General features: G+C 65.1%; 16 protein-coding genes and 1 pseudogene. 10 read left to right on the forward strand and 7 right to left on the reverse strand.

Annotated elements, in window-relative coordinates; all coding sequences use genetic code 11:
- Nucleotides 1-376 (reverse strand): guanylate kinase (locus ABW22_RS16550; RefSeq protein ID WP_162264462.1); only part of this gene is annotated, 376 nt, incomplete at its 3' end.
- Between the two features lie 740 nt (nt 377-1,116).
- Between ABW22_RS16550 and ABW22_RS00020 the strand changes: the two genes are divergently transcribed.
- A protein-coding gene (locus tag ABW22_RS00020) for an IS3 family transposase (protein WP_202813880.1) occupies nt 1,117-2,315 on the forward strand; the annotation gives its coding sequence in 2 pieces (ribosomal slippage) (nt 1,117-1,402 and nt 1,402-2,315; 1,200 coding nt in all).
- Nucleotides 2,316-2,323: 8 nt separating this feature from the next.
- On the opposite strand, the pseudogene ABW22_RS16555 reads toward ABW22_RS00020, so the two are convergent.
- Nucleotides 2,324-2,488 (reverse strand): annotated as a pseudogene (locus tag ABW22_RS16555) (IS4 family transposase); the annotation flags it as partial.
- Between the two features lie 46 nt (nt 2,489-2,534).
- Here ABW22_RS16555 and ABW22_RS16560 point away from each other — a divergent pair.
- The 4 genes from ABW22_RS16560 (at nt 2,535) to ABW22_RS00035 (ending at nt 3,939) form a co-directional block, all read left to right on the forward strand.
- Nucleotides 2,535-3,325 (forward strand): IS5 family transposase gene (locus ABW22_RS16560; RefSeq protein ID WP_088178732.1). Its coding sequence is split into 2 segments (ribosomal slippage): nt 2,535-2,988 and nt 2,988-3,325, totalling 792 coding nucleotides; the frame shifts between segments, so codons are not numbered across the junction.
- Between the two features lie 64 nt (nt 3,326-3,389).
- Nucleotides 3,390-3,527 carry a hypothetical protein gene (locus tag ABW22_RS17090; protein WP_202813881.1) on the forward strand — a complete coding sequence of 46 codons (138 nt, stop codon included), beginning with the start codon at nt 3,390-3,392 and terminating at the stop codon, nt 3,525-3,527.
- Nucleotides 3,521-3,679, forward strand: coding sequence for a hypothetical protein (locus ABW22_RS17095; protein WP_157648474.1), 159 nt, complete (start codon nt 3,521-3,523; stop codon nt 3,677-3,679). Before ABW22_RS17090 ends, ABW22_RS17095 begins: the two co-directional genes overlap by 7 nt.
- Nucleotides 3,680-3,693: 14 nt before the next feature.
- Complete coding sequence (locus tag ABW22_RS00035) at nt 3,694-3,939, forward strand: hypothetical protein (RefSeq protein WP_157648475.1); 246 nt, start codon at nt 3,694-3,696, stop codon at nt 3,937-3,939.
- Here ABW22_RS00035 and ABW22_RS00040 read toward each other — a convergent pair.
- Genes ABW22_RS00040 through ABW22_RS00055 form a run of 4 tightly spaced genes read right to left on the reverse strand, consistent with a single transcriptional unit; the run spans nt 3,926 to nt 15,425 of the window.
- Nucleotides 3,926-6,583 (reverse strand): DUF11 domain-containing protein, encoded by a 2,658-nt coding sequence (locus ABW22_RS00040; RefSeq protein ID WP_157648476.1) that lies wholly within the window; start codon nt 6,581-6,583, stop codon nt 3,926-3,928. The genes ABW22_RS00035 and ABW22_RS00040 overlap by 14 nt on opposite strands.
- A 2-nt stretch (nt 6,584-6,585) precedes the next feature.
- On the reverse strand, nt 6,586-12,261 hold the full coding sequence (locus tag ABW22_RS00045) for a DUF11 domain-containing protein (protein WP_059750710.1): 5,676 nt from the start codon (nt 12,259-12,261) through the stop codon (nt 6,586-6,588).
- Complete coding sequence (locus tag ABW22_RS00050) at nt 12,262-14,901, reverse strand: beta strand repeat-containing protein (protein ID WP_059750712.1); 2,640 nt, start codon at nt 14,899-14,901, stop codon at nt 12,262-12,264.
- The gene (locus ABW22_RS00055) at nt 14,898-15,425 is read right to left on the reverse strand and encodes a DUF11 domain-containing protein (protein ID WP_157648477.1); all 528 of its coding nucleotides are present in this window, start codon (nt 15,423-15,425) and stop codon (nt 14,898-14,900) included. The genes ABW22_RS00050 and ABW22_RS00055 overlap by 4 nt, the downstream gene beginning before the upstream one ends.
- 162 nt (nt 15,426-15,587) lie before the next feature.
- Here ABW22_RS00055 and ABW22_RS00060 point away from each other — a divergent pair, with 162 nt between their 5' ends.
- The 5 genes from ABW22_RS00060 to tnpA all read left to right on the forward strand — a co-directional run bounded on the left by ABW22_RS00060 (nt 15,588) and on the right by tnpA (nt 21,285).
- Complete coding sequence (locus tag ABW22_RS00060) at nt 15,588-16,169, forward strand: response regulator (RefSeq protein WP_059750716.1); 582 nt, start codon at nt 15,588-15,590, stop codon at nt 16,167-16,169.
- Between the two features lie 15 nt (nt 16,170-16,184).
- Nucleotides 16,185-18,119: a PAS domain-containing sensor histidine kinase gene (locus ABW22_RS00065; protein WP_082708319.1), complete on the forward strand. Its 1,935-nt coding sequence runs from the start codon at nt 16,185-16,187 to the stop codon at nt 18,117-18,119.
- A 165-nt stretch (nt 18,120-18,284) separates the two neighbouring features.
- Nucleotides 18,285-19,007: an HD-GYP domain-containing protein gene (locus ABW22_RS00070; protein ID WP_059750720.1), complete on the forward strand. Its 723-nt coding sequence runs from the start codon at nt 18,285-18,287 to the stop codon at nt 19,005-19,007.
- Nucleotides 19,008-19,115: 108 nt separating this feature from the next.
- A complete protein-coding gene (locus ABW22_RS00075; RefSeq protein ID WP_059750722.1) occupies nt 19,116-20,729 on the forward strand; it encodes a mechanosensitive ion channel family protein in 1,614 nt (537 codons plus the stop codon).
- A 124-nt stretch (nt 20,730-20,853) separates the two neighbouring features.
- Complete coding sequence (gene tnpA, locus ABW22_RS00080) at nt 20,854-21,285, forward strand: IS200/IS605 family transposase (RefSeq protein WP_059750723.1); 432 nt, start codon at nt 20,854-20,856, stop codon at nt 21,283-21,285.
- Between the two features lie 131 nt (nt 21,286-21,416).
- On the opposite strand, the gene ABW22_RS00085 is transcribed toward tnpA, so the two are convergent.
- The coding region (locus tag ABW22_RS00085; RefSeq protein WP_059750725.1) for a YicC/YloC family endoribonuclease at nt 21,417-22,301 on the reverse strand (885 nt) is incomplete at its 5' end.

The following is a 22,301-nucleotide window of genomic DNA, read 5'->3' on the forward strand; positions in this document are numbered from 1 at the left end:
TTGGGGGGAGAATAAAAATCAGGACAGCATTGGCAAAAATCTTTTTGATATTAATGGCGCCCTGAAAATCAATTTCAAGAATGACATCAGCGCCATGCGCGACCCGCTCTTCAATGGTATGGCGCGACGTGCCGTATCGGTGGCCGTGAACATGCGCCCACTCCAGAAAAGCATCGCGCTGCACCATGCCATCGAACTCTTCCGGAGACAGGAAAAAGTACTCCCTGCCATGCTTTTCCTGCCCGCGCGGTGGCCGGGTGGTGTGTGAAACGGCGGGCTGAATACGTGAATCGAGTTCCATCAAGGCTTTCACCAGGCTGGATTTGCCAGCTCCACTCGGAGCGGCGACAACAAATAAATTTCCGGGATAGTCCATGCGTACTGGTAGTTTGTTGCAATAAATTAAATAGCGACCAAGGTGTCACTTGATGTTCTGGACCTGAAGTTCGGGATCAGCTCTAAGACATTGATTTTCATGGATATTGCGTCCAAGGTCGGTGCCTCACCCCACAAAATGGCAAGGCTGTTATGAATTGTCATGAGGCGTTGCGAGTCAGCGGTTTCAACTTGGCTACGAACTGCGATTTTATCAGTCGGACTTTTGTCATTGCGTGGTAGAGGGCGCTACTCGCAATCGGATGCAAGATGTGCTCGGTCCGTCCTTGCCCCCGCAGCGAAGCGGTAGCGTTTCTCGAGGCGGGTACCCACAAGTTGATCGGTCCAGATCGGCGGGTTGACGCAACTCGCTACCGCCGTTCGACGCTACCTCCATGAGGTCTTGGGTGTTTTCACTCCCGATGTGAGACCATGGGCGCGTGCAAACGAGCTGCCGTACTTCCTGCGGGACGCTTTTCGGTTCAGCGAGCTTGAGCTGCTGGGGCAGCCTATCGTGCTGGCGATGGGATGTGCTGAACAGAAACATCCTCTTGGTGAAGTTCGAGCATGGTTGGACGAAGTGAGGGTATTGGCCGGGCACCCCGCGGTCTACGTCACGGATGCCTTGGCCTCTTATGAACGCAGGCGGCTGATCGAACAAAAGGTCCCTTCATCGGAATGGCACTTACTTTGTGGTGGTCTAATTTAAAAAGACACAACGATAGGTTTTTCTAAACCTAAATGGCGACAGAAGTGAACAATCAAAAATCCCGAAGAGCCTTTGATATCAGCTTCAAGCTGCAGGTAGCTCAAATGGTGAAAATCCAAGGCTTGAGCATCAGTCAAGTCTGTAAAGACATGAAACTTGGCGAAAGTGCCGTCAGGCGCTGGGTCAGCCAATTTGAAGCGGAACAGCAAGGCCAAAGCGGCGCTGGCAAGCCGTTGACCGTGGAGCATCAACGCATCAGGCAGTTGGAACTTGAAAACCGGCAACTGCGAGGCGACGTGGAGATATTAAAAAAAGCATCGGCCTTCTTTGCCCGAGAACTCAGATGAGTTACGAGCTCATTGAAAACTTGCAAGAGAAGGCCGTCACAGTCAGTCAGGCGTGCCGCACCCTTGAGGTCAGCCGCTCCGGCTATTACGCAGCAGCCAAGCGGCACAGCACAGCACCAGTGGTGTGTGCTGCCAGTGTTCATTTGAAAGCAGCTTTCGCGGCCAGTGGGCGTACCTACGGCAGTCGCAGGTTGCGCACTGCGCTGCACATGAGCGGCGTGACGATGGGGCGCCACAGGGTGCGCAGCTTGATGCAGGCCAACGGGCTACGCCCGGTGTGGAAACGCAAATTTGTGCACACCACCGACAGCAAACACACCATGCCAGTGTCACCCAACGTGCTGGCCCGCCAGTTTGATAAAGCGCTGCCCAACCAGGCCTGGGTCAGCGACATCACCTACATTCGTACACGCAGCGGCTGGCTGTATCTGGCGGCAGTGCTGGACCTGCATTCGCGCAAGATTGTGGGCTGGGCGATGGCGCCCGAGATGCCCGCAACGCTGGTCTGCACGGCCTTGCAAATGGCTATCGTGCAGCGCAATCCCGCGGCCGGTCTGGTGGTGCATTCGGACCGGGGAACGCAGTACGCCAGCGCCCAGCATCAAGGGTTGTTAAAGAAATACGGATTGGTCGGCAGCATGAGTCGTAAAGGCAACTGCTGGGACAACGCCGTCATGGAGCGCTTCTTTCTGAACTTGAAGATGGAGCGGGTCTGGCAAAAAGACTATGCCAACCACAGCGAAGCCATGACCGATGTGGCTGACTACATCGTTGGCTTTTACAACTGCACGCGGCTGCATTCCAAACTGGGCAACTTGTCACCCAACGCATTTGAGCGTAAATCGGCAATTCAACATCCTATTGATGTGTCCGAAATAACTTGACCACCACAGTGGGGTTTGGGCCGTCGTTTTCGCATTCGCGGCTCGATGCGTCCGGGCCGGTGGCCGACCCTGGATTGGGCGATCAGCGTGAACAGCCGGTCGCAATCCTTCGTGGCAGAAAGTCCTCGCGCGACCCACTCGGTCCACAGTTGCACGGCGTGCTTGAAGCTCAGAACCTGTTCAAGATCTGCCCGGTTGCTGATTTCCGATAATTAGAGGATGAGGAAAAAGAAATACCCGAGCGACATCAGTCGCGAGCAGTTCGAACAGATCAGGCCCTTGCTGGAAAGTATGCGCAAGAAAACCAAACCGCGCACGGTGGACCTGTACGAGGTGTTCTGCGCGGTGCTCTACCTGCTCAAAAGTGGCTGCCAGTGGCGCATGCTGCCCGGGGAATACCCCAAGTGGCGCACGGTGCAGTCCTACTTCGCCCAATGGAGCAAGCCCGACCAGGATGGTGTCAGCCTCCTGGAGCGGGCTTTAAAAAATCAGGTTGGCGCGGCCCGTACCAGACAGGGGCGCAACGCCATGACGAGCTTCTTGATCGTTGATGCGCAAAGCGTGAAGAACACGGACAGCGCTGACCACAAGGGCTACGATGCAGGCAAGAAGGTCTCGGGCATCAAGCGTCACATTGCAGTCGATACCCAGGGATTGCCGCACGCCATCGCCACACAAGGGCTGAGGTGACGGATCGCAAGGGGGCGCTACAGGCTATTGATCGGTGCGCTGCGAACCTGAGTCACGTTCAGAGCGTGCTGGCCGATGGCGGCTACGTCGGGCAGCCTTTTGCCCAAGCGGTCAAGGACAAGCTGGGCGCGGCGGTGCAAATCGCCAAACGCAATGAGTTGCACACCTTTGCGGTGATACCCCAGCGTTGGGTCGTGGCGTGCTCGTTTGCCTGGCTGGAGAAATGTCGGCGCCTATGGAAGAACTGTGAGCGAAAGCTCAACACCAGCCTGCAGTTTGTCCATCTCGCTTTCTTGGTCTTGCTGATCAGGAGATCTTGAACGGGTTCTAAGCGCACTGGCGCGCTATTCGATACTGGCCGAGCCAAAATGGCCGGTGTACGCCGTGAGTTCTGCGGAGTGGAAGGCTGCGACAGACGCCGGCGTTCGTGAGTTGCCCGAACTCGTCGCCGGTGCACACGACAACGCGGACGACCGCATCGAGCTCGCGCTGGACGAACTGAAAGGGCAACTGCCATGGTGAGAGAACTGGATATTTTTCAGAGTTTGTTTGCGGGCTACTCTGACCAGTACGTCTTGATCGGCGGCACGCCCGCCAGCCTGACCATGGAAGAGGTCGGGCTTGCGTTTCGCGCCACGAAGGACCTGGAATCGTCCTGCATGTCGAGGCGCTGACGCCGGCCTTGTGCGTGGCCTTCTGGAAGTTCGTCGACGCAGCTGGCTATGAGATTCGCCAGGCCAGCGACCCGGGCAAACCAATCTTCTATCGATTCCAGAAGCCGACCGACGAACGTTATCCGGCGATGGTCGACTTGTTCGCGCGAGCGCCCGACGGATTGCAGCCAGCCGAAGGCAGTCAACTTACACCAATACCACTGGACGAAGCCGTTTCCAGTCTATCTGAAGTTGACTTCAGTAAGCTTATTCCACGGTGACAGAAAAAATCACCGTGCCTCTCGCATCCGGGGCGAGTGCCCCGTCGAAGATCCATTCGATGCTGCCGCGCGTGTTGACCGCAGGCTGCTGGCCGATGCGGCAGGCCGTCAGGTCTGGCGCCAGCGTCGCGCAGGCGGCGGAAGCGAAGCGGGTATAGGCCGGCGTGCTGTCGCGCACCGTCAGGCGGCTGAGGGGCTGGGGGCCGGTGTTGTGGTACTCGATGGTGTAGGTGAGGATTTCGCCAGGCGAGGCATTTTCCTTGTCCACCGCCTTCGTGAGACGCAGCATACCGTCTTCGCCCAGCGTGGTCACATCAATTTGCGCGTGGCTGGCGGAGAGGTCGCTGGCGTCAAAGGAAAAGCTTGCCGACAGGGTGCTGCGGTTGCGCGCGCCGCTTGTTGCGCCGGCCGGGGCGTAGACCTTGAGGATCAGGCACACGCGTTCGTTGGCCGCCACCGTCAGCGGGCCGGTGATGACCGCATCGCCACTGTCGAGCGCGCCGCTGCAATCCAGGTCGCGGTACAGCGCCCCGCTCCAGTCGGGCTCGGTCTGGGCGATGGCGAAGACCGCCTCACCGCGCGTGCCGGCCATGAACTCGTGGGGATAGAAGACGGCGCTCCCCGGCGCGGCATGGCCCTGGCCGCTGTGCAGCAACTGGCTGGCCTTGACGTCGCCGAACTCGGCGCCGCTGTAGCGCGTGCCGGCGGTGGGGGTGAAGCGCAGGGTGTCGTTGGTCCGCTCATAGCTGCCGCCCGTGTTGCCGGCATCAGCGCCGGTGGACACGTGGTCGGCGGGGTTGATTTCCGTCACAGTCACCTCGCCGGCGGTGGCCGGCAACCACAACACGAAGCCGCCGTCGGCATCGGTCAGCGCCTGGTCGAGCGGGGCGCCGCCGCTGCCGAGCGCCTTGACCGTGACGCCGGCGATGCCCGGTTCATCGTCTTCGCGTCGGCCGTTGTTGGCAATGCCGGCACTTGCGCCGTGGTCGCGGAAGACGCTGCCGGCGAGTCGCGATCCCTGGTAGAGGCCGAAGTTCTGCCCGCTCGTTTCTTCCGCGTCCATGACGACTTCGCGCAGGTAATCGGGCGCTTCGGTGCCGATCCAGCCGGCAGGCGCGCGGGGCGTCGTGTCGGTGCTGCCGTTTTCGGTACCCAGCACCAGGGTGTAGGCGGCCGGGGCCACGGCGGCGAAGCTGTAGGCGCCGGAGCCCGGATCGGCGGCGGCGACCTGTTCCACGCTGCCGTTGCGCAGCAGCTTCACCCAGGTGGCAACGCCGATGCCGGCCTCGCCACCGTCACGCTGGGCCGAGTGGTTGGCGTCGTCGTAGACCGACCCCGAGATGCCGCAGGAACGGCTGGTGCCGTTGACCGTCACGGACATCTCGCCAAAGCGGATGCCGAAGGGTTCCAGCATCGGGTCCACCAGATCGATCAGCAACTGCGTCGCCAGCGGTCCCAGGGTGTCGGACACGGCCGTCTGCAGCGCGGGCAGCAGCACGTCGTCCATGGCGCCCAGGCTCGGGTTCAGGCGCAGTTCGAGGTTCTCGACCAGGCCGGCGGCCAGGGCCGAACCGGCGGCGGAACTGCTGCCGAGGGTCTGCGTCTCGGGGTAGGGGCCGGTGAAATAAAGCGTGCCGCCGGCGGGTTTCTCGCCGCGGGCGTAGCTCCTGGCCTCGATGTTGGCGGTGGTGCCGTTCATGTCGACGCTGCCGATGACGGAATAGTCCAGGTCCGTGGCCGGGTCGATGGCGCGGTTGGGGTCGAAGAACACGCTGTCGGCGATGCGGCCCAGATAGACGTCGCCCGCCCCCGGCGCCGCCTGGATGGTCACCGCATTGCTCACGGCATCGACTGCCGTGATGATGCCCTCGGAGCGGCCGACGACAACGTAGAGTTCCATGCGGCCGAGGCTTGCCGTCGCGCCGTCCACCGGCAGCGGGGCATCCACCAGGTCCACCTCCAGCTTGAGCCGCATGGCGCCGGAATGGAAGGTGGTGCCCGCCGGGCCGCACACCATGCGCGGCGGCTCCACGGTTTGCGCCTGCACGGTGATGGAGTTGACCACGCCGCCCATGCCGGCTGCCTCGCCGCTCACCACGGTCGGCGTCGGCGCGCCGCTGCCGCTGCTTTGCAACTGGAGCGCGCCGGTGAATAGGTCGAGGCCGTTCACTGTGGTGTCCGACAGCGACTCGGCCGGCGCGGCGACCGTCATCAGGTCGGACAGGCGCAGTGTTCCCGGCACGGCCGCCAGTTCCTGGCGCAGCTGGTCATAGGCGGCGGCTGCTGCCGCGTCGCCCTCGGCCTGGGCGGCGGCGGACAGGGCGGCCGCCAGCTGCGACGGCGTGATCGGCGCATCGAGCGCTTCGGCCAGCGTCGTGGCCCCGGTGTACTGCTCCAGGGCGGCGACCAGGCTCACCAGTTTCACGTCGCTCTGGGCCAGGCCGTTCCAGTCGGCGGCGCTGAGGTTGAACGCGCTGCCGGTCATGCTGCCGGCCACCGCGTTGAGCAGGCTGGCCCGCTGCGAATCGATGCTCGCCAGGCGCGGCCCGGCGGTGACGCAAGCGCCGGCGGTGCAGGCGGCGTGGGTTGGCATGGCTGAAAAAACCAGCAAGAGGAGAATCAGCAAACGGCGCAGCATCATCATGATCATTTCCCCGACAGTCCGGCCAGACTGTTTTCGTCGAATTTGAAGCGCAGCCGGAGGTACACCCCTCGCGCCGTGGGCTCGGCGGGTGCCAGGTCGCTGTCGCGGTAGCCGAAGACGTTGTAGCCGACGGAAAGCCACAAGTTGTCCGCCGCGCGATAGCCGATCTCGCCGCCCAGGCCCCACTGCCGGCCCCCCTGGCGGTCGACGAGCAGGCTGGTCATGACCCCGGCATCCCAGCGCTCACCGAGGTCGCGGGTAATGCGTCCAGCGACGAGCACGGCGGCATGGGTCGAGGCGATGTCCTGCGCGTTCTCCCGCACCCATTTGGCGCCGACCCGGCCGCTCACATCCAGGCCGCGCCGGGCCTGCCAATGGACGTGGGTCGAAACGATATGGGCCGTGCGGTTGGCCAGGCTGTCGCCGGAAGCGTCGGTCTGGCGCTCGGTCTTCAGTTCATATTTGCCCAGGCCGTTCCATCCCCCCTCGACGGGTCCGCGATAGGCCAGGCCCACTTGCAGCCACTCCCGCATGCGCTCGCTGGCGGAGTCCTTGCCTTGGCGTTGGTCGAAGGTGTTCTTGCCAAGCAGGCTCCAGCCGCCGTCCAGCTTGCGCGCCAGGCCGAAGGTGGAGAGCAGGCCGCGTTCGCGGGCGGCATCGCGCAGCTCCAGCCGCGCCGTGCCTTTCCACAGCGGGTTGGCGGTGTAAGCAAGGCCGAAGGTGAGCGCCGTCGCCTCGTTGTCCACCAGCAGCGCCGGCGAGCGGGACAGGGCATGGATGCGTTCGAAACTGCCGTTGAGCGTCAGGCCCTCGCGCACGCGCCAGCGGTTGCGCAGGCCCAGGGCAGCTTCCGCGTCCCGCCCGGAAATTGCATCAGCCACCCGGTATTCGGAGAAAACCCGGCCATCGCCGTCGCCATCGCCATCCATGGGGCCGTCAAGGCCAAAGACCGTGGTGTTGTGGCGCTGGCCCGGCGTCAGGCCGTAGATGCCGGTCATCGATGACACCAGTTCATGCCGTCCGTACAGGCGCGTACCCGATGCCGTGCGGTAATCGCCGCCGATGGCGAGCAGGTGCTTGGCGGAATCGCTGACGTCCTGCTCGCCTTCGATGAACACGCTGGCTTGCGGCAGTGCCGGCGGCTGCCAGGAGGCCCTGGCCCGCAGGCTGGTGGTTTCAAGCGGCGTGGCGCCCAGGCTGTCGGTCAAGGCGGGCGTTGCCGTTTCGCGGGCGACGCGAACGCCGGCTTCCAGCCGCAGGTTATGGTCATAGCTGCGCTCCACGGCCAACTGGCCGCCTTCGCGCGCGCCGCCGCTCGCGGCATCCTTGCTTTGCAGCCATTCGGCCTTGAGCCGGGTGCGTTCGTCCATGCGCCAGCTGGCTCTCGCCTTGGCCTCGCTGCGTCCGTGGGTGAGCAGGGCGGAGGGGTTGTCGAAGGCCGGATCGGTGCGGCCGATGCTGAGGCTGGCTTCCAGCGGGCCGTCCTTGTGCTGGATTTCGACGCGCTGGCCTGTGCCGCTGCCCAGGCTGTCCTTGCGGCTGTTCGCCGCTTCCGCCACCAGGGTGGTGCCGGCGGCGAGTTTGACGATGGCATCGACGCTGGCGAGCCGGTAGCGGTCCTGCGGATTCTGGTCTTCGGCGATGCTCGCGCCCAGGCTGAGGGTCTCGTTCACTTTGACGCGGCCGCTGGCGCCACCGATCCAGAACAGGTCGCCGCCTTGTTCCACCTCGTAGCTGACACGCAGCGACTGCCGGTTGAAATCGGCATCCACGCTGGCGAGCGGCGCGTGCAGCAGGATGCGCCCGGCCAGCGGCTCGATCTCGTAATCGACAAAAGGCACCAGCAATCGGCTCTTGATGACCAGCGCCGGCTGGTTGCTGTCGCGCGCCAGCACTTCCACTTGCTCGCTGCCCGCAATCAGGTTGCCTTGTTTGAGCAGGAAGGGGCCGGAAGTCCCATTGGCGGGGAATTCCTCGACCACCTGGCGGGTGCTGTCGCGCGAGAGAAAGCTGTCGACCGTCACCGCATCGTCCTCGTAGTGGTGGCGCAGGCCGGTCAGGCTGCGGCGGTAGCTGCCGAGCTTGCCCATGGGGGCAAATGTGGGCGTGGTCGCCGCGGTGACGTAGTCGCCATAAAGCAGCCAGGAGCGGTTCTTGTCGATGCGGACATAGAGCCGGTCCGACGAGCGCGCCTCGGCGCCGCGGCTGCCGGAATCGCCATAGACCGGATAGAAGCGGTCGGGCTGGAAATCGCGCTGGATTTTTTCGCGCGTTTCCTTGTCGGAGTCGTAGGCCAGCGTCAGCAGCATGTCGCCGCGGATCTTGCCCTTGAGGAAGAGGGCGGCGCGCGCGCCGGCGGCGAGATTGCCGTCGGCGTCCTGCCGCGAAAAATGTTCCAGCTCGCGCTCGAAACCGTCGGCGGCGCGGGCCGGGGCGAGACGGGCCAGGGAGAGATCGCTGAGGTGCAGGCTGCCTTCGATGACGCCTGCCGCCACCAGCGGCCGCAGCGCCGGCAGGAAGTTGAGCGTGACCGCGCCGCGCGCCGTGCCGCTGGCGGCGGCGAGCAGCGCCGGTCCGGCGGCGTCGGGGGGCAGCAACATGACGTCGGCACGGCCGCCCTCGATGAAGAGGCGCAGCTCCCTGGCCGCGGCGGCGGTTTGCCAGCGGCCGGCCGTGCTGGTCAGCACGACTTCCGTGCGAGCCGCCACCGCCACGCCGCGCTCGTCCATGAGGCGGATGCCGATGCGCAGCGGCGTCTTGCCGTCGGCCACGGCATCGAGGCGGGCTGGCAGCAGTTCGATCTTCGCCAGCGGCCCCGGTGCGATCACGGTGCTCTCAATTTCACCGCGCAGGTTGCCGAAGCCGTCGTGCAGGGAAAGGCGCAGGCGGTTCTCGCCCGGCCGCAAATCGACCCCCACGTAGTCGCGGACTTCGACGCCCTTCGCTTGCGCCACGCGGCGGGTGCCGATGCGTGTTTCCGGTACAGGGGCGCCGTTGACTTCCAGCCGCAGGTCGGCGCCGGCCGGGCCTTTGACGCGCACCAGGGTCTGGGCCTGGGGCAGGATGGCGCCCGTGGCGGGGAACAGGATCGCGGGCGTTGGGTCGAGCGCCGTCGGATCGACCGCGCCGGCTTGGGTCTTCTGTTGGGGCGGCACTGGCGCGGCGGCCGGCAGTACACGCCGCGCCTGCAAGGCTGCCTCGACTTCGGGCGTGCAGGCGAGACGGAAATCGGCGCGCAGCAGTTCGCCGTTCTTCACGTCGGCGAAGCGGCTGGCGCCGTCGCCGGCATGGCGTGCATCGAGGGCGATGAAGCGCGCGCCCGCCGGCAAGCTCAGGGGATCGGGCTTGAGCACGTGGGTGCGCGGCAGGACGTTTTCGAAGTGGTAACGGCCGGCGCTGTCGGTGGTGGCCCAGCGGCCGTCCTCCAGCCAGATTTTCACGCCCGCGATACCCACTCCACCCGGCGTGCCAGCGCAGTCGGCGGCGATGGTGCCGACGATGATGCCGCGGTCGCCGAAGACGCCCTGTTCCACCTTGACCCGCACCGAAGCGACGTTGCTGGTGTAGGCCAGCGGCAGGGCGCTGGCCGCCTGCGCCCGGTTGATGCCGTCGCCGCGGGCGGCGCCGGGGCCCAGGCGCAGCCGGTAGCGCAGCGTGGCCGTGGCGTCCTTGGCCAGGTTGCCGATGTCGAATACCAGCGTTGAGATCTGGAGCGTCGGTGTAACCGGTACCACTGGGATGCCGTTGAGGCGCGCGCTGCCGGCCTCGAAAACGAAGCCGAAGGGCAGGCTGTCGGTCACGGTGACGTCGCCCAGGTTGGCGCCAGCCGAGTTTTTCACCGTCACCGTGTAATCGACGAATTCGCCGATTTCGGCCCGCTCGCGCGTCGCGGTTTTTTTCAGCACGAGGCCGAGCCCGGCCGGTGCGTCCAGCGGAATGTCGGCGGTCACCGTGCCGGTGGCGGCATTCACGGCAAAGGGACGGCCGTAGGAGGCGGCGAGGTCGATGGCTCGCCCGCCGGGCTGCAAGGCGGGCGGCAGTTGCGATTCAAACGCATAGGCACCGGGCGGCGTCACGACCAGCTGGTAAATGCTGGGCGCCACGCGCGGGAAGGCGTAGCGGCCATCGAACTCGGTCACCACCGTGGCGGGGGCCGGCGTCAGGCCATCCTCCTCGAACACCTGGGCATCCCCGCCGGCATTGCCGCCGTTGCCGTCGCCGCTGACGTCGATCAGGCGCACGGTGGCGCCGGCGATGGGGAGGTTGCTGCGGCTGTCGAACACCACGCCGGACGGGTCGATCAGCAGTCGTGCTTCGACCATGGCGCCGCCGCCGCAGTCGGGCAGCCGCGCGATGAGGCGGTCGTTCTGGGCGACGCCCAGCAGGCCGTCGTCCGGCACGGCTTCATCTTCCCCGGCGCTGTAGGTCAAGAGATCGCTGTCGATGCGAAAGATGCCGGAGTTGGGCGCGGTCTCGGTGGCGACGAAGGATTCGGCGTCACCGGCGATGGCGGTACTGAGGCTGATCACCACGCGCTCCGCGCGCAGCGGATCGCGGTTGCAGCTGGCCGCATCGGCCTGGAGAAAGAATGCCTCGCCCACCGTTGCCGCGCCCTTGGGCCGGGCGTAATCGGGATCGGCGTAGTAGACGATGCGTGCCGGGCGCGCCGGCAGGGGCTGGCTCACGGTGTTGGAGTCCGTGCTGCCGCCGGCGTCGCGCAGGCGGGCGGTGTTGGCGAGGGTTCCGGACGCATTGGCGTGCAGGCGCAGGGTGAGGGTGGCGCTCGCGCTCTGGCCCGCGGACAGGGCGGCCAGGCCGATGGCGGCGGCATCGACCCGGCCGGCGTCAAGCGGGGCGCCGGTGTGCCAGACGGTATCGGCTTCGCCGCTCAGGTGATGGAGGGCCACGCCCTGGCCAGTCATGGAAACGAAAGCCGTGTTGGCCGGCAGTGCATCGGAAAGCAGGATATAGCGCGCCGCAACCCCGTCCACGCTCAGGTTCAGGGGCTGTGCTTGCGCGTCGCCGTGATGGGTGGCGAGCAGGCCGTAACGGATTTTCTCGCCGGCCTCGGGCGCGCTGGTCAGGGCGCTCTTGACCACGCGCGTGATGGCGCCGCGGCTGACGCTGACGCGGTCGGTGTTGCGCGCGGCGATGCGCTGCAGGCTGCTTTGCGCATGCAGCGTCAGGCTGGCATCGTCGCTGGCATCGGCCGGTATCTGGCCGAGCACAACCAGGTCGGCGGCGGCGCCGGGCGCCAGGGTGAGGCTGTCGACTTCCGCCTCGCCGGCATCGGCCAGACCGTTGCCGTTGGCATCGCGCACCAGGCGCAGGCCGGTGAGGTCGAAGCTGTCGCCGGCCGCATTGCGCAGGGTCAGGGTGTACGTGGTTACCGCATTGCCCGTGTTGGTGAGACGATGAACAAAGCGTGCCTCGCTGCCCGGGGGAAAGGTCCGCTGCTGGTCCTGTTCCAGCAGCAGGGCTTCCCTGGCGGCCACGCTGAGGCGCACGAGATTGGACGCGAAGCGCGCATGCAGGCCGCTGACCGGATCGAACCAGCTCGCTTCGGCCCGGTTCTCGATGAAGCTGCCGGCCAGGGGCGCGGCCGTGGCCGCCGTCGACAGGGCGGCGACGCCCAGGGCCAAGGCGAACGCCGCGAAGCAACGGGGGAACCGTCCCATTTAAGGATTGATGCGAACGCCGAAGCTCAGCGTGGCGGCCTGTCCCGGCGTGAGGGTGCCGAGGAGTGCTTCCACCTTGCCCGCCGTGCCGTCCGCCGGGGCGGTGACGCTGCCCTGGGATACCGCCGCCGGCGTCGTCGCGCTGTAGGTGGTGTAGGCCGGTGTGCTATCGCTGATGGTCACGTCGGTCACGTCGGCGACGCCCGCGTTGGTGGCGGTGATGCGGTAGCGCACACAGCTTCCCGGCGCGGCGCCGTCCGCCGGCGAGGTCGCGGCATAGGCCGCGTCGGGCGCGCCGTCGCAGGCGGCATCGACGGCCTGTTCCTTGACCAGGCGCACCTGGCCGGCGATGACGGTGGTGTTGTCATCTACCGTCACCGCGGCAGGGGCATCGACCCCGTCGATCACGCCACTGGTGGTGGCGGTCAGCGTGGTCTTGTCGCCGGCGCCGGGCGGCGCGCCGGAAGGCGCGTAGACCTTGACGAACAGGGTGGCCGTTTCGCCCGGGGCCAGGCCGCTGCCCGAGCCGCCGTTGATGTCGGCGAGCTTGGTGACCAGGGGGTCGGCGGCGTCGAGGATGCCGTCGCCGTTCTTGTCCCAGTACAGCGCGGCGCTGAAGCCATCGCCGCTCGATGCCACGGTGAACGCGGTCTGGCTGGCGCTTGCGTCTGCCCCTTCACGGACGTTGCCGCCGTTGCTGAGGGTGTGGGCATAGACCACCGACCCGCCGGCCTGGATCTGGCCGCTGTGATTGGGCGTGAGGCTCAGGCCTCGCACCGTGTTTACCGTCACCGCGTCGTGGATGCGGTCGCCGGCGCCGGAGTTGGGCGAGAGGACGCGGAAGAAAATGTCCGTGGTGCCTGGCGCCTGGCCGGCGGGGATCTTCACGTCGGCGTAGACCAGTTTGCTGCCGCCGCCGTCGATGATGCCGGTGTCGGTGATGACCGCCCCGCTGGCGTCGCGGAAGGTCACGCTCCACCCGGCGGGCAGGGCCTGCGTGGCAAAACTGCCGTCGCCGCTGGCGGCCAGGCTGAAGCTGTCGGACACGCTGCTGGTGTTGTTCACGTGCAGCGTGAAACGGCTGGTGCTGCCCGGATCGGCGCGGTTGGTGACCACGGCCGAGCCTTCCGGTCCGACGCCGGCGCCGGGCGCGGAAGGGCCGGCCGCGTTGTTGGTCAGGTCGACACTGTTGCCAACGATGGCCGACAGCGTATCGGTGGTGGTCGCGCTCACGTTCGGATCGGCCGCCGAGGTGGCCGTCTTCTGCACCGTGTAGGGGCCGCCCGTGGCCCCCGGCGGCAGGATGGCCTTGAGCACCACGGTGGTGGAGGCGCCGGCCGCCAGCGGCCCGGTGTCCGGCGTGCCGTTGCCGTTGCTGTCGATCAGCGGCGTGGCGCCATCGGCCTGGTAGAGGACGAAAGTCGTGCCGGGCGGAAAGCTGTTGGTGCCGACGGTGATGTCGAAGCTGTCCGTGCCGTTGCCCGTGTTGGTGACGACGTTGGCGAAGGCCACGGTGCCGCCCTGGGTGGCGCTGGCCACGGTGTCGCCGCTGAGGGTGACGCCGTTGCTGCGGCTGACGCTGAACTGCACGGTGTTGGTGTTGCCCGGCGCCACGTCGGCGCTGCCGTTGTTGTAGGCATAGCTCGCCGTGTTCGCGGTGGCGGGATTGGCCCCGGATGCCAGGTCGGATGCGATGTTCACCTGGAAGCTCAGGCGTCCGCTGCTGCCTGCTGCCACCGCGGCGATGACGGCGGTGACGCGCCCGGACTGGGTGACGTTCCAGTCGTAGACGATGCCGCCCTGGCTGTCGGTGTTGTCGGCATCGCTCAGCACGGTGCCACCGGCGGCGCTCCAGCGCGCGCTGTTGGGCACATACAGCATGCCTGCGGGCAGCACGTCCATCAGGGTGAGGTTGCTTGCCGCGACGTTGCCACTGTTGGTGTAGGTCAGCGTGATGGTGCGGGGCCCGGAGGGCGACGGGCCGGAGGCCTGGTCCATGGCCTTGGTGACGTTGATGACGGCGTTGGTGGTGACCGTGGTGGTGTCGGTGTTCGACGCCGTGGCGCTGGCCGCGAAAACGCTGCTGGCGGTGAGCACCAGCGCGTTGCTGGCGCCCGAGGTTGCCGAAGCCGGCACCGTGCCCACCGCGACGAAGCGGAACTCGGCGCCGGCCGCCAGAGTGCCGGTCGAGGTGACGGGGGTGGTGTTGTCCGGCACGCCGTCGCCATCGGCATCGGCATACAGGGTCACGCCGGCGAAGCTGAAGTCGCCGCTGTTGCCGGTGGCGAGGGTGTAGCTGTCGGCGCCGTTGCCGGTGTTGGTGAGGGTGTGGGGATAAGCCACCTGGCCGCCGGGCGTGACGTATTTCGCGCCGTTGGCCGTCAGGGTCAGGGCCGCCACCTGCTGCACCACGGTGGTGACGGTGTTGGAGGTGACGGTGCGGGTCACGTTGGCATTGTCGGTATAGGTGGCCGAGGCCTGGTTGCCGATGCGGGTGCCGGCCGCCGGGGTGTCGGCCCAAGCCGGGCCGCTGGCGAACAGCCAGATCGCCGCAGCCAGCAGCAGGAACGGGAAGGCGAGCCAGGCGGATTTATGGCGAGCCACGGCGATGCTTGCGCGGGCGGTTGTCACGGTTGTCATTGCGCACCCCCCTGTTGCATCGTGCGTGGGCTGGCGGCAAGGGTTTGCGTCACTGTCATGCGCGCCTTGACCACGGCGCTGGCACCGGGTGCCAGTTCGCCCAGATTCCATTGCAGATAGCGGTACTCGGCGAGCGGCACCGGCCGTGTTTCACGGCGACCGTCGGGCAGCGTCACGCTCCGTGTGAGCGGTGCCGGCGCGAAGTGCCGGCCATCCACGCTGGCACTGACGGCCGGCGGCGATGCGCTGCCGGGGAGGTATTCGAGACCCTGGGCCGGCACCGGTATCGTGGCCTTGACCTGGGTGGTCGGCGTCTTGCCGGTGTTGCGGTACTCGGCGCGGTATTCGAGCAGGTCGCCGGGCTTCGCGGCGTCGGCCGGCAACTGCTGTTCCCGGCCGTCGACGATCACGACTTTGTGCACCGTCAGCTTGATGCTCAAGGGCTCCGGTTCGGGGGCCGCCCAGGCGTGAGGGGCGGCGATCACCGTCATCGCGGCGACGAGGATGGCTATTAGCGATTTCATGGGCGGGTTCCTGGGTAATGAAAAGTGGGCTGAACGTCGATTTTAATGAAGGTATTATATTTATCATTAGTATCAAAATTGCAACTTAATTTTTGCGAGAGGTGTTTTGTAAATCGATAAATGTTGTAATAATGCACAATTAGAAAAGTATTCAAGGTCATCATGGAAAGCGATTTGTGTACGACGCGGGAAGCCGCGCAACGACTGGGCGTATCCCTGCGCACAGTGCAGTTGTGGGTGGAGAGCGGCGTGTTGCGGGCCTGGAAAACGGCCGGGGGACACCGGCGCATACAGGTCACGTCGGTTGACGAGATCCTCAAGCAGCGGCGCGCAGCGCTGGGTGGTGCGCAAGCGCCGGCTGACGCTGCGCCGCCGTTCACGCTGGTGGTGGTGGAAGATGATCCCGACCTGCTCAAACTTTATCGTTTGCAGGTGAGCTCATGGAAGCTGCCGCTGCGTCTGGTGACGGCAATTAACGGCTTCGAGGGGCTGGTGCGCATCGGCGAAACGCAGCCGCAACTGCTGATTTCCGATCTCAACATGCCCGGCATGGACGGCTTTCGCATGATCCGGTCCTTGCGCGCCAGCGCCGATTACAAGGACATGGAAATCGTGGCGGTCACGGCGCTGGGCCAGGCGGAAATCGCCGACCGGGGCGGCCTGCCGGAGGACGTGAAAGTGATGACCAAACCCGTGCCCTTCTCAGAACTGGAGCGGCTGGTGCGCGCCAAGCTGGCGGCCTGATCAGGCCTGTTTGTCATGACGTCTCGCACCGCAACTGAAGCGACGTCTCCCGGCCAGGCCGACATGTTGCTGGCCGAGAGCCGCACGCGCTACAAGGCCATTTTCGAGACGGTGGTGGACGGCATCATCACCATTGACGAGCGCGGCCGCATCGACGCCTTCAACCCCGCCGCCGAGCGCATCTTCGGTTACACCCCGGGGGAAGTGATCGGCCGCAACGTCAGCCTGCTGATGCCCGAGCCCGACCGCTCCGCCCACGATGGCTATCTCGCCAACTACCTGCGCACCGGGCACGCCGGCATGATCGGCATCGGCCGCGAGGTGACGGGGCGGCGCAAGGACGGCAGTACCTTTCCGATGGATCTGGCAGTGGCCGAAGAGAGCATCGGCGGGCGGCGCCACTTCAACGGCATCGTGCGCGACATCAGCGCGCGCAAGGCGGTGGAACGCCGGCTGCAGGAAACCCTGTCGCTGCAAAGTGCGATTCTCTCCAGTGCCAGCTACGGCATCATTTCCACCGATGCCGAGGGCGTGATCCGTGCTTTCAATGCAGCGGCCGAAGGCATTCTCGGCTACCGTGCCGGGGAAGTCGTCGGCCAGCAGGTGCCCTCGCTGCTGTTCCATGATCCGGACGAACTGGCGGCGGATGCGGCGGCGGTGTCCGCCGAACTGGGGCGGCCCGTCGCACCGGGGGCGGAAACCTTTGCGCAGCATATCGCCACCGGGGCCTACGAGCGTGAGTGGACGTATATCCGCAAGGATGGCAGCCGTGTGCCGGTACGGCTTTCGGTGAGCGCCCTGCGCGACGAGTCCGGCAGCCCTGCCGGCTTTCTCGGCATCTTCAGCGATGTGAGCGAACAACGCCGGGCGCGGGAACAACTGCAGCGCTTCAGCAGCGAGATGCAGGCGATTTTCACCCTGAGTCCCGATGGCTTCGTCGTCCAGGACGAAGGCGGGCGGCTTACCTATGCCAACCCGGCCTTTCTTGCCCTGACCGGTCTGGCCATCGACACGCTGCAAGGCGCCAGCGAGGACGAGCTGGACCGTCGCCTGGCGGCGCTCTGCGAACCTGGGCATGCGCTGGCGCCGATGGCCGCCATGCCCGATGGCGCCAGTGATGTACTCCATCTGGCGCGGCCCCGTGCGGCCGTCCTCAAGCGGTCGGTGCGCCGCATTCAGGGCGAGGGTGGGCGCCCTCTGGGGCGCGTGCTGTATTTTCGCGACATCAGCAGCGAAATGGAACTCCACCGCATGAAGAGCGAGTTCCTCGCCACCGCCGCGCACGAACTGCGCACGCCGCTGGCCAGCATTCTCGGTTTCTCCGAACTCCTGATGAGCCAGGACTACGACGCCGAAACCCGGCGCGATTTGGTGGAAACCATCCATCGTCAGTCATCCAACCTGGTGGGACTGGTTAATGAACTGCTCGACCTGGCCCGCATCGAAGTGCGTGCCGGCAAGGACTTCAACATCCGCGCACAGGCGCTGCTGCCCATCATCGACGCCACCGTGCGCCACCTGATGGTGCCCGGCGATCCGCGCAAGGTCACCCTCAGGCTCGCCGGCAGCCTGCCGCCGGTGATGGTGGATGCCGACAAGCTGGAGCAGGCTCTGCTCAACCTGCTCGCCAACGCCTACAAATATTCACCGGACGGCGGCGCGATCGAACTCGCCACTTTGACACGGCAAGGGGCGGGCGGGCCGCAAGTCGGCATCGCGGTGACCGACCACGGCATCGGCATGAATGCCGACGCTACCGCGCGGATCGGCGAACGCTTCTACCGCGCCGACAACGCCGGCGATATCCCCGGCGCCGGACTGGGGCTGTCGCTGGTCAAGGAGATTCTCGAAATCCATCGCGGCGAACTCCAGGTCGAGAGTCGTCCCGGCGAAGGTGCCACGGTGATACTGTGGCTGCCGGCCGTGGATGCAAGCACTACGCCTGCCTGAATTGGGGGGGTGCCGCGGCAGAAGACATTGCCTTCTGTGGCGTAAATCGACATAGACAAGCGCAATGTCTCGGGGCGACCGGCGACTTCTTGTTTCATTTGTATCATTTTTTAAAAATGATACAATATGCAAATATGATAATTATGAAACAATAAGAGTTCCAGCATGAGTGTTCCCCTGGCCTCGGCGAGTCACGCGGCTATCGACCGCCAACTTGAGCGTTTTTCCGCCGACATCCATCGCCTGATGACCGAGCGCGACCAGGCTTTGGAGGCAGCGCGCCGTAGCCGGCGTGACGCGCTGCTGCGGCTCGCGGCCGCGGCGGAGCTGAAGGATGACGACACCGGCGTGCATATCGTGCGCATGGGGTACACCTCGGCCCTGATCGCGCTGGCGCTGGACTGTCCGGCCGACTGGTCGGAGCGGCTGTTTTACGCCAGCCGCATGCACGACATCGGCAAGCTGGGCATCCCGGACAGCATTCTGAAGGAACGCGAGGTCATGAATCGCCACCCTGAACTCGGCTGGGCCCTGTTGGCCGACGCCGACAATCCGCTGTTCCAACTGGCGGCCGAAGTCGCGCTGGCTCACCACGAACGCTGGGACGGCAGCGGTTACTCCGGCGGGATGGCGGGAGAGGCGATCCCCCTGTCCGGGCGCATCGTGGCGGTGGCCGACTTTTTCGATGCCCTGACGATGGCGCGCTGCTACCGGCCGGCCTTTTCCGCCGAGCAGGCACTGGCCATGCTGGGCGATGCATCGGGCCGCCATTTCGATGCCAGGGTGGTGACGGCTTTCTTCGTTGCGAAGGACTGCATCATCGCCGTCCGCGACCGTGTCAATGGCGGCGAACCCCCCAGCCTGGCCGATGCCTGGAGAAGCGCATGACGCCGCCGCTGCACAGCCTCGCCGCGGCGCGCAGGGGGTGGGCCTTCAGCGACAAGCCGGCCGAAACCGCCGTCGCCACGGCGGCCAAAACTTCACAGGAACATTCCCATGTCTGAACGTCTCATCGCATTTCTTGGCGGCCTGGCCGCCCTGTTTCTCGCCACCGCCGGTCAGGCGCAAGTTCCGGCCGCGCCGGTCATGTTCCAAGGCGAGACCCTGTTCGAGATCCGCGCGCCGTTCGGCGCCTTCACGCCCGCCCAGCGGGCTACGGCCATCGCCGAGCGTCTGGAGGTTCTTGCCGGGCAGGCGGAACCGGTGCGGATCGCGGTCAGCCCCTACGAGTCCGTCAGTGAAATCAGCAGCGGCGAGGCGGTCATCATGGCGGTCACGGCCGCCGATGCCGCGGCGGCAGGACAAGTACGCGATGAACTGGCCGCCGTTTATGCCCAGCGCCTGGAGGAAACGCTGGTCAGGGCACAGACAGAACGTTCGACGCAATACCTGCGCCAGAGCTGGCTTTACACCACGGCGGCAACGGTCGCGCTCGGACTGTTCCTGTACGGCCTGCGTGCCGCGGTACGCCGTGCGCGCGGCCATATCGAGGCGCGGCGCAGCGCCGGCCGCCTGGCGCTGAACCTGCAAAACGCCGAACTGGTCTCAGCCGAGCGCATGGCGGCGCTGTTGTTGCGCGCAACGACGCTGCTGGCCCTGGGCCTGGCCCTGCTGGCGCTCTATTTCCACCTTTCGCTGGTATTCAGTTTCTTTCCCGCCACCCGCGCCTGGGCCGCGCTGCTGATCGGCACCCTGCTGGTGCCGCTGGGCGTCGTTGGCGGGGCCTTGCTGGACTATCTGCCGAACGTCGGCGTCATTGTGCTGGTGATCGGCCTGATGGTCGTGCTCACACGTTTTGTCCGTTTTGTCTTCGACGCCCTCGGCGCAGGAACGCTGCGCTTCAAGGGGTTTCATCCAGAATGGGCGGACACCACGTTCAAGATCGCCCGCTTCGTCATCATCGTCTTCACCGCCGTGGTGATCTTTCCCTATTTGCCCGGGGCGGGATCGCCGGGCTTCCAGGGTATCTCGATCTTTCTCGGCGCGCTGCTGTCGCTGGGTTCCGGTTCGGCCGTCGCCAACATCGTTGCCGGCATCGTGCTGACCTACACGCGGGCCTTCCGCGTCGGCGACCGCATCCGGGTCAACGACAGCGAGGGCGATGTGATCAACCACACCCTGATCGCGACCCGGGTGCGCACCATCAAGAACGTGGACATCGTCATTCCCAACGCGGTGCTGCTGGGCAATCACATGATCAACTACAGCGCGGTCGCCGAAGAGCAGGGCCTGGTCCTGCACAGCAAGGTCACCATCGGCTACGACGTGCCCTGGCGCCAGGTGCATGAACTGCTGATCGCGGCGGCGCAAGATACCAAGCTGATCCTCGCGGAGCCGGCGCCCTACGTGCTGCAAACCAGCCTCGACGATTTCTACGTCTCCTACCAGATCAACGCCATGACGCGGGCCTCGCGGCAGCAGGCATCGATTTATTCGGAACTGCACCAGCATATCCAGGACCGCTTCCATGCCGCCGGAGTCGAAATCCTCTCGCCGCATTACGCCGCGGTGCGCGATGGACAGGCGATCGCCATGCCGGCGGAAAGCCTGCCGGCAGATTATGTGGCGCCGCCTTTCCGGTTGAATCTGCGGCTGGACGAAAGCAGGTAAATTCAATAGGTAATCCCCCGGCTTTGCCGGGGAGACAGTAGAAGTTTGACATTTGCGTCGGTATGGGTGTCCATCGCAGAAACTACCAATCGTGAGCCGCCAAGCAAACGAAAGGAGAAACTGGATGGACAACATAGAGAGCCTAAACCACACGAAATGGGACTGCAAGTACCACGTTGTGTTTATACCGAAGGGTCGAAGAAAGGTGCTGTACGGGCAGTTGCGGGTGCATCTTGGAGAGGTATTTCGCACGCTGGCGCAGCACAAGGAGAGCCGGATTGAAGAGGGTCATTTGATGGCCGATCACGTCCACATGATGATCGCGATACCGCCGAAATACGCGGTGTGCAACGTGGTGGGCTACATCAAGGGGAAAAGTGCGATTCACTTGGCCAGGGTGTATGGGGAGCGCAAGAGGAATTTTGCAGGGCAAAGCTTCTGGGCTCGTGGGTACTTTGTGTCGACCGTAGGTCGAGATGAGGCGGTGATCCGCAACTACATCCAAAACCAGGAGAAAGAGGACGAGAGGTTGGAACAGCTTGGGCTGTGGAGATAAGTTGCCACCGTTTCGGTGGCGCCAAGAGTTGGGGCCGCGTTAGCGACCCCGTTTAGCCGCTTTGAGCGGCTCACAATTTGAATACCCCCGGCTTTGCCGGGGGATGGTTATTTGTGTGCTGTCCAAGAACCTTACTCCAAATTTTGCACCTGCTCGCGAATTTGCTCAATCAGCACTTTCATGTCCACGGAAATGTGCGTCAGTTCAAGGGATGCAGATTTGGAACCCAGTGTATTGGCTTCGCGGTGCAGCTCCTGGATCAGGAAATCGAGGCGCTTGCCCAACTCACCGCCGCTGGCGAGCAGGCGGTCAATCTCGTCGAGGTGCGAGGACAGGCGGGTTATTTCCTCGGCCACATCAATCCTGATGGCGAAGGCTGTGGCCTCGGTCAGCGCCCGATCCTGGGCTATTTCGGGTAGCGCTGTGCTGCTTCCCAAGGCCATGGCGTCTTTCCAGCGCTCCAGAAAGCGGGTTTTTTGCAGCTCAACCAGCTTGGGAACCATGGGTACGGCAAGCGCTGCCAGTGCGCGCAGCTGCGCTGTCCGGTCCAGCAGCATGGTCGCCAGCCGGGCGCCCTCGCGCTCGCGGGCAAACATCAGTTCTTTGAGCGCCATTTTGGCCAGTTTGACCAGCTCTTCGCTGTGATCGTGCGGCTTTTTGTCTTCGTTGGTCGCGAGTCTGAGAATATCGGCCACGCTGAGCGCAGCGGCCTGCGGCAACCATGACTTGATGCTGTCTTCCAGGGATCCCAGGCGCTGCAGGGTCGCAGGCGATGGCGCGCGCAGGCTGCTGGCCGATACGCTTTCAAGCGAGACGCGCACTTCGACCTTGCCTCGCTTGAGCTTGCCGACCAGCAATTCCCGCAGGGCGGGTTCCGTTTGCCGCAATTCATCGGGCAGGCGAAAAGCCAGGTCAAGAAAACGACTGTTCACGGAGCGTATTTCGACGCCGAGCCGGGAATTGGCGTCTTGGCGCGCTTCAGTTTCTGGGGCCGACTGCGCCGTGCTGGACTGCAC

This window comes from Thiobacillus denitrificans, assembly GCF_001530125.1.
GTDB classification, from domain to species: domain Bacteria; phylum Pseudomonadota; class Gammaproteobacteria; order Burkholderiales; family Thiobacillaceae; genus Thiobacillus; species Thiobacillus denitrificans_C.

Coding starts and splice junctions, on each gene's coding strand:
- ABW22_RS17095 (WP_157648474.1), top strand. CDS start 3,521: ATGGTGAGAGAACTGGATATTTTTCAGAGTTTGTTTGCGGGCTACTCT.
- ABW22_RS00040 (WP_157648476.1), bottom strand. CDS start 6,583: ATGATGATGCTGCGCCGTTTGCTGATTCTCCTCTTGCTGGTTTTTTCA.
- ABW22_RS00045 (WP_059750710.1), bottom strand. CDS start 12,261: ATGGGACGGTTCCCCCGTTGCTTCGCGGCGTTCGCCTTGGCCCTGGGC.
- ABW22_RS00050 (WP_059750712.1), bottom strand. CDS start 14,901: ATGACAACCGTGACAACCGCCCGCGCAAGCATCGCCGTGGCTCGCCAT.
- ABW22_RS00055 (WP_157648477.1), bottom strand. CDS start 15,425: ATGAAATCGCTAATAGCCATCCTCGTCGCCGCGATGACGGTGATCGCC.
- ABW22_RS00060 (WP_059750716.1), top strand. CDS start 15,588: ATGGAAAGCGATTTGTGTACGACGCGGGAAGCCGCGCAACGACTGGGC.
- ABW22_RS00065 (WP_082708319.1), top strand. CDS start 16,185: ATGACGTCTCGCACCGCAACTGAAGCGACGTCTCCCGGCCAGGCCGAC.
- ABW22_RS00070 (WP_059750720.1), top strand. CDS start 18,285: ATGAGTGTTCCCCTGGCCTCGGCGAGTCACGCGGCTATCGACCGCCAA.
- ABW22_RS00075 (WP_059750722.1), top strand. CDS start 19,116: ATGTCTGAACGTCTCATCGCATTTCTTGGCGGCCTGGCCGCCCTGTTT.
- tnpA (WP_059750723.1), top strand. CDS start 20,854: ATGGACAACATAGAGAGCCTAAACCACACGAAATGGGACTGCAAGTAC.